Annotated in this window: 9 protein-coding genes; 8 read left to right on the top strand and 1 reads right to left on the bottom strand. The window is 57.0% G+C overall.

All coding sequences use genetic code 11. The features are described 5' to 3' along the window. The first annotated feature begins 6 nt into the window (after nt 1-6). Both CPJ18_RS10320 and CPJ18_RS10315 read left to right on the top strand, forming a co-directional pair. A complete protein-coding gene (locus tag CPJ18_RS10320) occupies nt 7-1,092 on the top strand; it encodes an ABC transporter ATP-binding protein (protein ID WP_103658042.1) in 1,086 nt (361 codons plus the stop codon). 35 nt (nt 1,093-1,127) lie between these two features. Further along, a complete protein-coding gene (locus CPJ18_RS10315; protein WP_103658040.1) occupies nt 1,128-3,131 on the top strand; it encodes an aldo/keto reductase in 2,004 nt (667 codons plus the stop codon). Nucleotides 3,132-3,188: 57 nt separating this feature from the next. Here CPJ18_RS10315 and CPJ18_RS10310 read toward each other — a convergent pair whose 3' ends face one another. After that, entirely contained in the window at nt 3,189-4,361 is a 1,173-nt protein-coding gene (locus tag CPJ18_RS10310; protein WP_188348563.1) for an AGE family epimerase/isomerase, read from the bottom strand. 374 nt (nt 4,362-4,735) lie between these two features. On the opposite strand from CPJ18_RS10310, the gene bcsN reads away from it, so the two are divergent. The 6 genes from bcsN (at nt 4,736) to CPJ18_RS10280 (ending at nt 14,201) form a co-directional block, all read left to right on the top strand. Then, on the top strand, nt 4,736-5,623 hold the full coding sequence (bcsN, locus tag CPJ18_RS10305; RefSeq protein WP_103658262.1) for a cellulose biosynthesis protein BcsN: 888 nt from the start codon (nt 4,736-4,738) through the stop codon (nt 5,621-5,623). 113 nt (nt 5,624-5,736) lie between these two features. After that, the gene (bcsA, locus tag CPJ18_RS10300; RefSeq protein ID WP_103658038.1) at nt 5,737-7,932 is read left to right on the top strand and encodes a UDP-forming cellulose synthase catalytic subunit; all 2,196 of its coding nucleotides are present in this window, start codon (nt 5,737-5,739) and stop codon (nt 7,930-7,932) included. Next, on the top strand, nt 7,929-10,331 hold the full coding sequence (locus CPJ18_RS10295) for a cellulose biosynthesis cyclic di-GMP-binding regulatory protein BcsB (RefSeq protein WP_103658036.1): 2,403 nt from the start codon (nt 7,929-7,931) through the stop codon (nt 10,329-10,331). Before bcsA ends, CPJ18_RS10295 begins: the two co-directional genes overlap by 4 nt. Next, complete coding sequence (locus CPJ18_RS10290; RefSeq protein WP_103658034.1) at nt 10,328-11,377, top strand: family 8 glycosyl hydrolase; 1,050 nt, start codon at nt 10,328-10,330, stop codon at nt 11,375-11,377. Before CPJ18_RS10295 ends, CPJ18_RS10290 begins: the two co-directional genes overlap by 4 nt. Continuing rightward, complete coding sequence (locus CPJ18_RS10285; RefSeq protein ID WP_103658032.1) at nt 11,374-13,656, top strand: tetratricopeptide repeat protein; 2,283 nt, start codon at nt 11,374-11,376, stop codon at nt 13,654-13,656. The genes CPJ18_RS10290 and CPJ18_RS10285 overlap by 4 nt, the downstream gene beginning before the upstream one ends. Before the next feature lie 101 nt (nt 13,657-13,757). After that, complete coding sequence (locus CPJ18_RS10280) at nt 13,758-14,201, top strand: RrF2 family transcriptional regulator (protein WP_103658030.1); 444 nt, start codon at nt 13,758-13,760, stop codon at nt 14,199-14,201. The last annotated feature ends 43 nt before the right edge of the window (nt 14,202-14,244 follow it).

Here is a 14,244-nt window from a genome sequence, read left to right as displayed (position 1 = left end):
AACCGCATGGCGGAATTATCGCTTAAAAATGTCGTCAAACGTTATGGTGCCTTAAAGGTCATCCACGGTGCAAATCTTGAAATTGCAGACGGGGAGTTCGTCGTTTTCGTCGGCCCCTCCGGCTGCGGCAAGTCCACCCTTCTTCGCATGATCGCCGGGCTGGAGGATATCTCCGGCGGCGATATCAGCATCGGCGGCAAGGTGGTCAACGACGCCGAACCGACGGATCGCGGCATCGCCATGGTGTTTCAGTCTTACGCGCTGTATCCGCACATGACGGTGGAGGAAAACCTTTCCTTCGGTCTGCGGATGAACGGCAATCCAAAGGCCGATACGCAGCAGCGTGTGCAGCGTGCAGCCGACATCCTTCAGATCAACGAGTTGATGCAGCGCCGACCCAAGCAACTTTCCGGCGGCCAGCGGCAACGTGTCGCCATCGGTCGGGCCATCGTGCGCCAGCCTCGCGTTTTCCTGTTTGATGAGCCGCTGTCCAACCTCGATGCAGAACTGCGTGTGCAGATGCGGGTCGAGATATCGAGACTGCACAAACAGCTGGGTACGACGATGATTTACGTCACCCATGACCAAACGGAAGCAATGACGCTTGCCGACAAGATCGTCGTGCTGCGAGCGGGTCACATCGAACAGGTCGGCGCTCCGCTCGATCTCTATGACGACCCCGCCAACCGCTTTGTTGCTGGTTTCGTCGGATCGCCCAAGATGAATTTCTTACCCGGCAACGTTGTTGGCCAGACAGCCGATGGTGCCATTGTGCGGCTGACAGACGATCCCGGCGTGCAACTCGTCCTTCCACTGACGTCAACCATCGCGGAAGGCAGCGAGGTTGCCCTGGGTATCCGTCCAGAACATTTTGGTGAGGCAGGCACTGGTGACGCCTATCTCGCCGTCGAGATCGATGTGGCTGAGCATCTGGGCAATACGAGTTACGTCTATGCGCGGATGGCGGGGGATACGCCGCTGATCATCGAACGCCCGGAGTCACGTCATTCCGTCGACCAGCAGCGCCTGACGGTTTCGATTTTCGCCAACAAGACCTTCCTTTTCGACAGCGCAGGTGCCCGCCTGCGCTGACATAGAATCTCAAGACAATCCAAAGAGGATCTACAATGACTGACGTTCAACCCATCCGTTGGGGCATCATCGGACCCGGAACAATCGCCCGCACTTTCGCTGATGGCGTTGCGCACTCCAAAACGGGAAAGCTCGTGACCATTGCCAGCCGCAACCCGGACAAGCCCGGTCTGGGTGATGGATTCCCGGGTGCACGCATCGTGCATGGTTATGAGGCGCTGCTGAGCGACCCGGAGGTGGATGCGGTCTATATTGCAACCCCGCATACCGGCCACGCGGAATGGGCCATCAAGGCAGTGCGGGCCGGCAAACACGTGCTGGTGGAAAAGCCCATCGCGCTGTCAGCCTATGATGCCGACGCGGTTTTCCACGAGGCGAAGAAGGCCGGGGTTTTTGCCGGTGAGGCCTATATGTACCGCCTGCATCCGCAGACCGCGAAAATCATCGAACTGGTAAAAGCCGGTGCAATCGGCCAGCTCCGCATCATTCGCACGAGTTTTGGGTTCAACACGGGTGGCTTCAAGCCGGAACATCGCCTGTTTGCCAATGATGCGGCCGGTGGCGGTATTCTCGATGTCGGTGGTTATCCGGTCTCCATGGCGCGCCTTATCGCTGGGGCGGTTTCTGGCGAGCCGTTTGTGGAACCGGAAAAGGTGTCCGGCGTCGCGCATCTCGGTCAGTCGGGAGTGGATGAATGGGCGTCTGCCGTTTTGAAATTTCCAAATGGGATCGTTGCGGAAGTCTCATGCTCCATTATGGCGCAACAGGACAACGTCCTTCGCATCATCGGCTCTGAGGGTCGCATCGAAGTAGAAGACTTCTGGTTTGCCTCTGGCCACAAGGGTGGCGTTGGCAAGATCGACATCATTAAGGGCAGTGACCAGCAAACCGTTGAGGTCCAAGAGGACGGCTGGCTTTATGCTTTTGAGGTCGATGCGGCTGGAGACGCCATTCGGGCGGGCAAATCCGAGTTTGCCTATCCCGGCATGAGTTGGGCCGATAGCCTCGGCAACCTGCGCGTCATGGATCAGTGGCGTCATTCTGTCGGTCTTGAATATGGCGTCGAAACGGCGGCTAAACGCGTGTTGAATATCACAGGCGAGAAGGTCGTTGCTGGAAACGCGGTGCCAAAGAGGTCCATCCCCGGCCTGTCCAAACCTGCTTCCGTCGTCGCCCTTGGGTTCGAGTTTTTCCCGAATTTCGCTTCTGCGTCGCTGACACTCGACACCTTCTACGAGGCAGGCGGCAATCTGTTCGACACGGCCTATGTCTATGGTGCTGGCAAGACGGAAAGCATTTTCGGGGATTGGCACACCAGCCGCAACGTGCCGCGTGAAGAGATCGTCGTTATCGGCAAGGGCGCACATTCGCCGCTTTGCTATCCGGACATGATTGCCAAACAGTTGGATCAATCGCTGGAACGGTTGAAAACCGATTATGTCGATGTTTATTTCATGCACCGCGATAACACCAATGTTCCGGTAGGAGAATTCGTGGATGCCATGGATGCGGAGGTAAAGCGCGGCCGTATTCGCGGCATTTTCGGTGGCTCCAACTGGACTCGCGAGCGCATGGATGAGGCTGCAACTTACGCGCAGAAAAACGGGAAAGCAGCGCCAGCGGCACTGTCCAATAACTTCTCGCTTGCTGAAATGCTGGACCCCATCTGGGCAGGCTGCGTTGCAGCCTCTGATGACGGTTGGAAAAAATGGCAGAAAGAGCGCCAGATCCCAAATTTTGCATGGTCGAGTCAGGGTCGCGGCTTCTTCACCGAAAGAGCAGGGCGCGATAAGCGCGATGATGAGGAAATCGTTCGCGTCTGGTACTCGGATCGCAACTTCGAACGGCGCGACAGAGCGATTCAGTTGGCACAAGAGCTGGGTCGCAACCCGATCCACATAGCGCTGGCCTATGTTATTGCACAGCCCTTCCCGGTTGTCCCGCTCATCGGGCCACGTACGACTGGGGAGTTGGAAGACAGTCTGTCTGCGCTTGATATCCAGTTGACGCCCGAGCAGGTACGCTGGCTGGAAGCCTAAGGGCCGCTTGAACCTTTCGCCGCCATCGAGATTTTGATGGCGGCGAAAGACACGTTCTTACCTGTGCATTTGCGCCAGCACGTCTTCCGCCTCATATATTGCGCAGACAATGTGATAAAACGTACTGGCAGGCGCGGGCTCATCGATCATCGGCGCATCGTCTGGCCACTTGTCGAACCACAGCCCGGCGACCGGCGTGTCGAGAAATGGCTGCAAAGCGCCGATGGCACGAACCGCGGATGTCAGATATCGATAACGATCTTCGCCGTGGGTCACGGACGCAAGCCGCACGGCTGCTTTGAGCCATTCCGTCTGCGGCCACAGGCGTGCCAGCGGATCGTGCACGGTAAAATCATCGTAGAGGCTCATGACCGCAACCTTGCGGCGCGGGCAGATGCCGTATTTTTCGCCGATCTCGAACAAGCGCTTTGCCTTGGCGATCGCGGTGTTGTCGTTGCGCAAAATTCCCCAACGCGCCAGCAGCCACGCCCATTCGAACTGGTGGCCGGGTTCCATGATGCGGCCTTTGTCGCCCGGCATCGGGTTCCAGTCATGGTCGAAGAATTCACGTAGTCCGCCGGACGTCGGGTCGATGAACTTCTGCATCGCCAGATGGGCGATCTGATCGGTCAATTCATACCACGATCCATCGGGATCAACCTTTTCCCAAGCCAGCATGGCCTCGAAAAAGTGCATGTGGGGATTGGAGCAAAGAGGTTCGCGTGGCGGGTTGGCTTCCTCGAAGCCTGCGACCGGATGTGCATAGTCGTCTTGAAGCGTCTTGAGAATCGAAAGCGCGCGATCACGCATCTCATTTCGGCGCTCTGGGAAAACCATGGCAGTCTGGGCTCCAGCGAAAAGCGCGAATGCCTGATTGTAGAAATCGAAAGTCGGGTCGATCAGTTTACCGGAGGAGTCGGCGAGATTTCCGTAGAGCCCGTTTTCCAAACGGTAGACCTTATCGAACCAGTTCAGTCCGTGAGTAACGGCCTTTTGCCAGTCACCCTGCCAGCCTCTTTGTCCGGCTGCTGCGTAACAATAGGCTTGGCGCGGCTGAACGCGGGAACGACGGTTGTCTCCCAGCATCGGTTTTGCATTCTGACCTATGCGTTCGTAGAAGCCGTTGTCCCGTTTGCTGGCACCGATTTCCCACCACATGGGTAAGGCGTCTTCGTCTAGCCAGCGGCGCAATCGCTTCACTTCGTCGGAAAGTTGGCTCGTTGTGCTCATTGGTTGATCTGCCATGTTCATCCCATTGTATGTCTGCTTTTACGTCCGGTTTGTCAAAACCGCATTCATTTCAATCCCTATGGCTAAGCAAAGTTCCAAGAAAATGGCTCTCTTGCACCGGCTGCGCTGGCTCTGCTGCCACGACAGCGGAAGGCATGGGCAAAATATGATATTGCTAAATCGTTATCCTCAAGTATTTCATGCCAATGGCCTTTTCAAATCTGATTCGTTGTGTTCGCGACCTTGCAAGCATCGGTAATGCTGCGGGTTTGACGACGGCAAGAACCACTGCTCTCGTCCTTTTGCCGGGCATTGCGATGGTGCTTTCCGGCTGCAACAATCCTGGAGGCATTAGGCCATCCGGTGCGCCTAAAATGCTGCCGCCGGAAGAGGCATTGATTTTTCCACCGCCTGGTGGGCCTGAAGTCATCAGCGTTATCAGCCGTACCTATTCCAATGCCATCGAACAGCAGGTGATTTTGCGGTCTGACGCCAGAACGCCGGGTCAGAACTACCTGAAGGTCGAACTTTACGGGCCACAGCGAGCCGAAGACACTGGCAAGGATGGGCTGTCCAGCAGCAGCCTGCGCGCATCGTCCATTTCTCGTGAAATCCGCTCGGCATTTCCGGGCGCGCATCTGGCAACATCCGCCGAATATTTGCAGAACGCCTATGGCGCGTTTTCCTATGCGTCCGGCAGAGGTGCTGGCGACGATACCTGTATTTACGGTTGGCAGCACATTCGCTCCCCAGAGGATATGCGGCAGGGCTTCAAGAATCTCGGCCGCATCAATGTGACGTTAAGGCTCTGCCAATCAGGGGTGACGGTGCGTGACCTCCTGACCGTCATGTATAATTACACCATCACCGGCAGCTATGATGCCGAAAGCTGGAATCCTTATGGCACGGCGCAGAAGCCACCCGAAGGCATGGGCCGTTCCGGCAACCCGATGTATCCGGTAACAGCAACCGATGTTCCCATGCAGCCGGGCACGCAAACACCTCCACCTGCACCCGCTAGGACCATACGTCCGGCGGTTCGCGCAGCAGTCGTCCAGCCGCCTCAGCCTTCGATACAGCCGCCGCCCGTTGTGGCACCGGTACAATCGCGTGTCGTCATACCGTCTCCTTCGGTCAATCCGCCCAGCGGCGCGCGCCCTGCCGACTTGCCGCGACCCTCGGCGGGCAGCGAGACGAAACGGATCGCCATCCCTTCACCCAGTTGCGTATCTTCGGCACAGGGTACGCAGGCATGCAATTAACCATTTTTGTATAGTTTTCAGCAATAAGTATCGTCACGTCGTTATTGCCGTGAGGCTTAGCGTGCGCGTGAGGAGGCATTATGCCTTCGGTGGATTTGAAAGCGAGGGTTTGCATGAGCAAAGCCATCTCCGTTATCGTTTGGGTGCTGGTCTCGGCCTGCGTTCTCGTCATCATAACGCTGCCCGTCAGTTTGCAGACCCATCTTATCGCAACGGCGATTTCGCTTGTTTTGCTTGCGACGATCAAATCCCTGAACGGGAAAGGCGCGTGGCGGTTGATTGCCCTTGGTTTCGGCACGGCCATCGTCCTGCGCTATGTCTATTGGCGCACCACCAGCACCTTGCCGCCCATCAACCAGCCGGAGAATTTCATTCCGGGTTTTCTGCTCTATCTCGCTGAAATGTACAGTGTTGTGATGCTGGCACTCAGTCTGGTCATCGTGTCGATGCCGTTGCCGTCGCGAAAGACGCGGCCCGGTTCTCCCGGCTATGTGCCGACGGTCGACATATTCGTGCCCACCTACAATGAAGACAGCACGTTGCTGGCCAACACCCTGTCGGCAGCAAAGAACATCGACTACCCCGCAGACAAGTTCACTGTTTGGCTGCTGGACGATGGCAGTACGGTTCAAAAACGCAATGCGACCAATGTTCCCGATGCGCAAGCTGCCGCAAAGCGGCATGAGGAATTGCAGAAACTCTGCGCTGATCTGGGCGTCAAATATCTGACCCGTGAACGCAACGTGCATGCCAAGGCTGGAAATCTCAACAACGGGCTTGAATATTCGACCGGTGAACTGATCACCGTCTTCGATGCCGACCATGCGCCGGCGCGCGATTTTCTTTTGGAAACGGTGGGCTATTTCGAGGAGGACGAAAAACTTTTCCTCGTCCAGACGCCGCACTTCTTTCTCAATCCAGATCCGATCGAGCGCAATCTGCGAACATTCGAGACGATGCCGAGCGAGAACGAGATGTTCTATGGCATCATTCAGCGCGGTCTCGACAAATGGAACGGCGCGTTTTTCTGTGGTTCAGCTGCCGTTCTGCGCCGTAGCGCGCTCAAGGAAACCGATGGTTTCAGCGGCGTTAGTATCACCGAGGATTGTGAAACGGCGCTTGCGCTGCATTCACGCGGCTGGAACAGCCTCTATGTCGACAAGCCGCTGATTGCCGGACTTCAACCTGCCACCTTCGCCAGCTTCATCGGCCAGCGCAGCCGCTGGGCGCAGGGTATGATGCAAATCCTGATCTTCCGCCAGCCACTGTTTCGTCGCGGGCTCTCGTTCACGCAACGCCTTTGCTACATGTCATCGACACTCTTCTGGCTGTTTCCTTTTCCGCGCACGATCTTTCTTTTCGCGCCATTGTTCTATCTGTTCTTCGATCTGCAGATTTTCGTCGCGTCGGGTGGAGAGTTTCTGGCTTACACCGCAGCCTACATGCTGGTGAACCTGATGATGCAGAACTTTCTCTATGGCAGTTTCCGATGGCCGTGGATTTCCGAACTTTACGAATATGTGCAGACCGTGCACCTTCTGCCAGCGGTCGTTTCGGTGATTTTCAATCCTTCCAAGCCTACCTTCAAGGTTACGGCAAAGGATGATTCCATCAGCGAAGCGCGCCTTTCCGAAATCAGCCGGCCATTTTTCGTGATCTTCGCCGTGCTGGTCGTCGCCATGATCTTCGCGATCTACCGTGTTTACGCAGAGCCCTACAAAGCTGATGTGACGCTTGTGGTGGGCGGCTGGAACCTGCTCAATATCATTTTCGCAGGCTGCGCGCTGGGCGTAGTGTCGGAGCGGGGGGAAAAGTCTGCGTCACGCCGTATCACTGTCAAGCGTCGTTGCGAGTTGCAGGTGGGCGATAATGACACTTGGATGCCTGCGACCGTGGAAAATGTTTCCGTGCACGGAATGCTCATCAATATCTTCGAGCCGGGCCTGGCACCGGTCGAAAAAGGAGCCCCCACCACCATCCGCATCAAGCCATATAGTGAGGGCGCGCCGACCACGATGAGCATCAATATCGTCCGCTCCGTCAAGCAGGACGGGTTCGTTCAGGTAGGTTGCACATTTGCACCGAAACAAGCGGTAGATCACCGGCTGATAGCGGATCTGATCTTTGCTAACTCTGAACAATGGAGCGAATTCCAACGCGTTCGCAGAAAAAATCCCGGCCTTATAAAAGGGACGGCGACGTTCCTTGCCATTGCCGTGTTCCAGACGCAGCGCGGGCTTTACTACTTCTTCAGATCGTTCAAACCGGAATCACCTCGGAAAACGAAACTGGAAACGGCGAAGTCATGAGAAAGGCGCTTCTTCTCACCGCATTTTTGGCGTCTGTTTCAACTGCGGCTTTCGCGCAGTCCACACCGTTTGATATGTCTCCGGAACGGCCAGCCGTAGCCCCGCAGCCTATACGCCCGCCACCTGTCGCGCCGCCGCCGCCACAGATTCAGCCGCCTGCGCGTGTTGCTCCCGTGTCCCCCGCCGCGCCCGGCGCATCAGCGCCGCTGAATGCGTCTCCGGCGGTTCCCACGCGCTTGGCAGCCGGCAGCCCGGACGATCGGCGTCGATATATCCTGCCGTTTTCCGATCTCAGCCTTTCTGGAGAAACGGACCAGCGGCAGTGGACGCTTCACCTGACGCAGGATCAGGCCAAATCGGCTGTATCGTTGAACATCGGATATCAAAACGCCATTGTCGTTGCGCCTGAAAGCTCCAATCTCGAAGTGTCGGTCAACAACGTGCCGCTTGAGCGTAAAAGCGTGTCGTCGCCAGATGCCGAAGGCAATGTGACGATGACGATACCGCCCGGCGCGCTTCAGGCCGGTGCGAATATCGTTTCCTTGGGCGTGCAACAACGCCACCGAACGGATTGCACCATCCAATCCACCTACGATCTCTGGACCGAAGTCAGCCCCGCCAGCACTTACATTTCATTCAATTCAGACGTGGGCAGCCGGTTCGATACGATTGACGACATCCAAGCGACGGGTGCTGATCCCGCCGGTTTGACGTCCATCGAGATCGTGGCTCCGGGTCTGGCGAACCCCGTCTCTGCGCCGCCGCTTCTCAGGTTGGCGCAGGCGATTGCTTTGCGAACGCAGATGCCAAACCAGAATGTTACATTCAGCACGACGCTTCCGACGGAGCGAAAGGCTGGCACGCTGGTCGTGATCGCTGGAACATCTCGTGAGATTGCTACCGCTACCCGGTCGGTTCCGCCTGAGGCACTGGCCGGCCCCTATGCAGGGTTCGAAAACAATGTCGTTCCCGGTGTTTCGGCGCTGATCGTCAGCGGCCCGACCCCGCAAGCGGTGCAGACTGCCATCGAATCTCTGTCCTCGTCGGTGGAGCGTCCCGTCGGGACATCGCGCGCGGCACTTTCCACCAAGGCATGGCATACTCCGGATGCTCCGCTGGTGATGTCCGACCGTCGTCTGCCTTTGTCTGCTCTTGGCGTCAGGAGCAGCGAATTTTCCGGCAGGCGGTTCCGCACAGAATTTACTATAGGCGCACCAGCCGATTTTTACGCTTCCGCATATGGTGAAGCGACGCTTCTTCTGGATGCAGCCTATTCCAACGAAATTCTGCCCGGCAGCCATATCGATGTCTATGTGAATGGCAACATCGCCTCGACTGTGCCCGTATCCAACCGGGGCGGTGGCATATTCCGCCATCTTCCCATCAATGTCACGATGCGGCATTTCGTACCGGGCGTGAACACAATTGCCATCGAGGCGGTGCTGGTAACAGAGGCAGACAATGCGTGTCTGCCTGGCGCGCCGGCCAACCAGACACCGCGTTTCGCGCTGTTCGATACCTCTGAACTGCATATCCCGAACTATGCCATGATCGGCCGCGCTCCTGATCTCGCCGCCATGAATGGCGTTGGCCAACCTTACCGTGAGGGCGGCCAGCCCGTTGCCGTCTGGCTGGAGCGTGTCGATGTGGATACCATGTCGGCAGCTGCCACGTTGCTGAGCCGATTGGCACTGGCGGGTGGGCATCCCGTTCCTGTCGAACTGGTCGCGACGCCAGCAGCGGTTGGTGACAGAAACGCGCTTTTCTTCGGCACACTCGCGCAGATGCCGCAAGGGCTGGTCACCCAGCTCGATCTCGCATCCGCCAGTCAGGTGGCGTGGAAAGAAAGCGAAAATGCCGTACAGCCTGCGCAGACCGATCAACTGTTCGATGACTGGCGTCAGCGGGTCGATGGCGGTGTCTGGCAGGGACAGGTGTCATCCTTCGAGGAATGGCTGAAGCGCAATTTCGATATCAGTTCCGATACCCTCCGGTTCCTTCCCGGGGCCGAGCAAGTCTACACGCCGCCGGGGAACGTCACTTTCATGCTGGCGCAGGGTATGAGCCCGGGCGGGGAAGGCGTGTGGACCATGGCCACAGCGCCCACATCTGAGGATTTGCGAACCGGAATGGCTGCCATTGTCGAGCAAAAGCGCTGGTCGGCTCTGGCCGGGCGTGTCGCCACCTATGATGCGACCTCTGACAAGGTAGAAACCATTGCCGCCGAACAACCCGCCTTCATCGTCACGCGCCCGTTCAGCTTCTCCAACTGGCGGCTGATTGCGGCGAACTGGCTGTCCACCAATACACTATCCTATTCGCTCGTTTTCATTGGTTTTCTAACGCTGCTGGGATGCGTCACCTTCCTTATGCTGCGTGGAATGGGGCGTGACAAATGAGACGTCTCTTCGATTTGTCACTCAAACTTCTGGTGATGCTGACAGCCATGCTTGTTCCGATCAGTGCAATGGCAGCCTCGATTACGCAAACCGACTGGAGCACCTACAAAACAGCGTTTCTGGACCCCACCGGTCGCATAATCGATACGGGAAACAACAATATCAGCCACAGTGAGGGCCAGGGCTACGGCATGTGGCTGGCCGTTCTCGCCGATAGTCCCGCAGATTTTGAGCTGATCTGGTCGTTCACCAGAACGGAGCTTCTGGTTCGCGATGATGGTCTGGCCGCGTGGAAGTGGGATCCGCAGGCAAATCCACATATTTCCGACATCAACAATGCGACGGATGGGGATATTCTGATCGCTTACGCTCTGGCGCTCGCTGCAAAGCAGTGGAGCAAGCCGGATTATGCCGACGCAGCAAGGTCTATTGCAAAGACCGTGATAGAAAAGGCTGTGGTGGTGCGGGCAGGGCGCACCCTTTTGCTACCTGGTACGGTGGGTTTTGGTGAAAAAGATCGCCCGGATGGCCCGGTCGTCAACCCATCCTATTTCATTTTCGAGGCGTTTCCCGTCTTGAACGAGCTTGCGCCATCGCCGCTTTGGGGTGCGTTGACGCGCGATGGGCTTGCCCAGATATCGTCCTACGCGTTCGGTCCCAAAAAACTTCCGGCAGACTGGGTTTCTGTCAAAACCAAACCACGCCCGGCGGACGGCTTCCCGCAGGAGTTTGGATATAATTCCGTCCGTATACCGCTCTACCTGGCGCGTGCTGGCGTCGGCGATGCGAAGTTTCTTGAGAGATTGCGCGCTGCTACCGTCATCGACGGCGGTAATATGGCGACGTTCGATCTGCGAACCGGCAGCACCCAGGATGTTCTCTCCGATGCCGGATATCGCATCATTCCTGCATTGACGGCGTGCATAATCGACAGAAAACCCATTCCGGATGACCTCCGTCGCTTCACGTCAACACTTTATTATCCATCTACGTTGCATCTCTTGGGTTTGTCATTCGCGACTCAGGCGCATCAGGAGTGCTTATGAACGGAAAATCGCTCTACATATCTGCCGCCATATTGGCTGTTGGTGGTGTTGCAGCGTTCCAATGGCGTGACGAGCTTTTGGGCAGGGTGTCAAATGTTCACACGACGGGCTCGATCAACCCCGGTGGGCTGGGCAACCGTGTGTCCTTCGATCAGTCTCCGGTCAGAATCAATCCGGTGCCATCAACTGCGGGAACTCGCGTCGCGCAGACCGAAACTCTAAGGGCAGAACCCCCGGTCACAGTTCCAGCTATCGATGGGTCACAGGAGCCGACTTTGGCGCGTATGCAACGTGCTGCGCCCGCATCGTCACAAGTCGCCCCGCCGGACGCGGCTCAACCTTCTCCGGTGGTGGACGAGAGCGCACTTCGTTATTTTGCAACGCAGGGGGATACCGCCCGGCTACAGGCTGAAATTGCGCGTTTGAAAGCGCTTTACCCCGGCTGGACACCGCCGGCTGACCCTCTGGCTGCGCCTGAGCTTCGTGATCCGCAACTGGACGCCATGTGGCAGCTTTATGCCAACGGTCGTTATGCTGAGGTCAGAAAAGCCATTGCCGACAGACAATCGACAGATGCGAACTGGCAGCCGCCCTCCAATCTTTTGGATATGGTCAATCTTGCCGAGGCGCGCCGACGGCTGGTCAATTCATCCGATCTGAAACAATACAACGCGGTGATCGAAACGGCATCGACCAATCCCGGCCTGTTGACCTGCAGCGAAGTGGATGTGCTGTGGCGTCTGGCAGACGCATTTGCTCGCACGGCCAAACCGGAGCGCGCTCGCGACGCCTACACCTACATCTTGACCAATTGTGACGGCGCTGGCGAGAGGCTTGCAACGGTGCAGAAGGCCTCTGCCGTTTTGCCAATCGCAATGATGGACGATCTTCTTTCGAAGGAAAGACCCGGAGCGGACGGACAGCTGGAATTCGAGCCCATACGGGACGATCTGGCCCGCCAGCTTGTTGCAAATGCGGGCGAAGATAAGAATGTCGCCGTTCCCCCAACCTACCTGATGCGGTTGGAGCGCCTTGCAGAAAGCAATAAACTGGCAAGTGATGCTCTGCTGCTCGGCTGGTACAATCTGCGTCGCGATAAGATGGAAGATGCTGAGAAATGGTTCCGCCAGGCCAGAGCAGCAGATGATTCCGCACCTGCGTCTCAGGGCCTTGCTCTTGCATTGATTGCCAGGGATGCCCCGCAAGAGGCAGAAGCCGTCATGTACAAATGGCGCGCTTCGTCCGATGACTCCCGCAAAACCTATCTGGCGTCGGCTGCCAATCTTCTGGCGCTTGATCCACCTGTCGCTCTGGAGCCAGAGGTTCTGAAGCGTATTGCAGAAGAGGCCGTATCGCAGAAAGACGCAGCGACGGCACAGGAATTCGGCTGGTACTCCAGAGCGTTTCAGCAGCCGCAATTGGCTTTGCAATGGTTCGGCACGGCTTTGGGCTGGAAAGCAGATGATGAGGCCTCGGCCTATGGGCTGGCATTGACCTATCAGGACTTGAACAATGTTGCGGAAGTGCGCAAGCTTCAGCAACAATGGGGTGCGCAGTCACAGCGCATTGTGAACATCGGCAGGCAGGAACCCCAGAGTGCGGAACGCGTAGCGCGGCAACCGCAGGCAAGCGCTGGATCGGCTCAGGCCGTTGCGGTTCGGCCAACCGACGTTGCTTACACACAGTATGCGAACACAGTTACTCCTAGGCAGGCTCGTATTGCTGGCCAGAGCCAACCATCGCGCAAGACCAGCAGATGCGCGCCAAGTTTCAATCCAGATAGTCTCCCACCTCAGCAGGCCCTACAAGAAGGCTGGTGCCTGATGGAGGCCAACAGGCCCGCCGAAGCGCTCAAGGCATTCGGGTCTGCGCTCAAAGGTGGTCAGGAGTCTGTCAGAAGCGATGCGGCCTATGGCCAAAGCCTCGCCTATCTTCGCATGGGGCTGACCGATAATGCGGCAATATCGGCGACGAAGGCTGGGATGGACAGAACCAAGGCGACTGAGCTCCAGATCGCGATTTTGACCGACCGCGCTTTGGCGGCCTACCAGAACAAACAATATGAAAAAGCGCTGATCCTGCTTGATCAAAGGGCGCGTTTCGCAACCGAGCGTAGCGATCTGATGGTCATCAGGGGTTATGCCTACCTCAATTTGAAACGCTATGGTGAGGCAGTTCAAGTGTTCGAAGGACCGGCTTCGACGGGACAAAGAGACGCCGTCAGAGGACTTGCGGCGGCGCGCGATGCGCGTCCGAGCAAGGGGCCGAGCGGCGGCTAAAAGCCTTCGCCCTTATTTTACGATAGATTTCATGGAATTCATTGAAAGTTCATGTGACGGGCTATATGTCGTTTTCAGATACTCTCCTCTGAAAGACGACGATGCTGACCAAAAAGGGAAAATACGGGCTTAAAGCGATGATCGATCTCGCTGGTCTGGCGCAGGGCGAAACGGCTTTCGTGAGCGAAATCGCATCTCGCAACAACATCCCCAAAAAATTCTTGGACGCCATTCTGCTGGAACTTCGTAACGAAGGGATGCTTCGCTCCAAGAAAGGCCCCGGTGGCGGATACGCTCTTTCAAAAGCTGCTTCCGACATTTACATCGGCCAGGTCATCCGCGCTCTGGATGGGCCGCTTGCCCCTATCCGTTGTGCCAGCCGCACTGCTTTCGAAGCCTGCGAAGACTGTTTGGATCCGCAGACCTGTCAGGTCCGTCGGTCGATGACCGACGTGAGAGACGCGATGGCTGCTGTTCTCGATAACATGACACTGGAACAATTCGCGTCCAACAATGCAGCTATGCCTGCGGAACGTATGGCATAAATATCTGCCCCATACAGTCATCAGGGGCAGGTTGCTTCAATTC

This window comes from Agrobacterium rosae (assembly GCF_002915175.1).
In the GTDB taxonomy this organism is placed as follows: Bacteria; Pseudomonadota; Alphaproteobacteria; order Rhizobiales; family Rhizobiaceae; genus Agrobacterium; species Agrobacterium rosae.
This window is presented reverse-complemented; position numbering and strand designations above follow the sequence as displayed.

What these genes read in the sequence shown, in the direction of transcription:
- CPJ18_RS10315 (WP_103658040.1), top strand. Translation starts at nt 1,128, where the DNA reads ATGACTGACGTTCAACCCATCCGTTGGGGCATCATCGGACCCGGAACA.
- bcsA (WP_103658038.1), top strand. Translation starts at nt 5,737, where the DNA reads ATGAGCAAAGCCATCTCCGTTATCGTTTGGGTGCTGGTCTCGGCCTGC.
- CPJ18_RS10285 (WP_103658032.1), top strand. Translation starts at nt 11,374, where the DNA reads ATGAACGGAAAATCGCTCTACATATCTGCCGCCATATTGGCTGTTGGT.
- CPJ18_RS10295 (WP_103658036.1), top strand. Translation starts at nt 7,929, where the DNA reads ATGAGAAAGGCGCTTCTTCTCACCGCATTTTTGGCGTCTGTTTCAACT.
- bcsN (WP_103658262.1), top strand. Translation starts at nt 4,736, where the DNA reads ATGCTGCCGCCGGAAGAGGCATTGATTTTTCCACCGCCTGGTGGGCCT.
- CPJ18_RS10290 (WP_103658034.1), top strand. Translation starts at nt 10,328, where the DNA reads ATGAGACGTCTCTTCGATTTGTCACTCAAACTTCTGGTGATGCTGACA.
- CPJ18_RS10310 (WP_188348563.1), bottom strand. Translation starts at nt 4,361, where the DNA reads ATGAGCACAACGAGCCAACTTTCCGACGAAGTGAAGCGATTGCGCCGC.
- CPJ18_RS10280 (WP_103658030.1), top strand. Translation starts at nt 13,758, where the DNA reads ATGCTGACCAAAAAGGGAAAATACGGGCTTAAAGCGATGATCGATCTC.
- CPJ18_RS10320 (WP_103658042.1), top strand. Translation starts at nt 7, where the DNA reads ATGGCGGAATTATCGCTTAAAAATGTCGTCAAACGTTATGGTGCCTTA.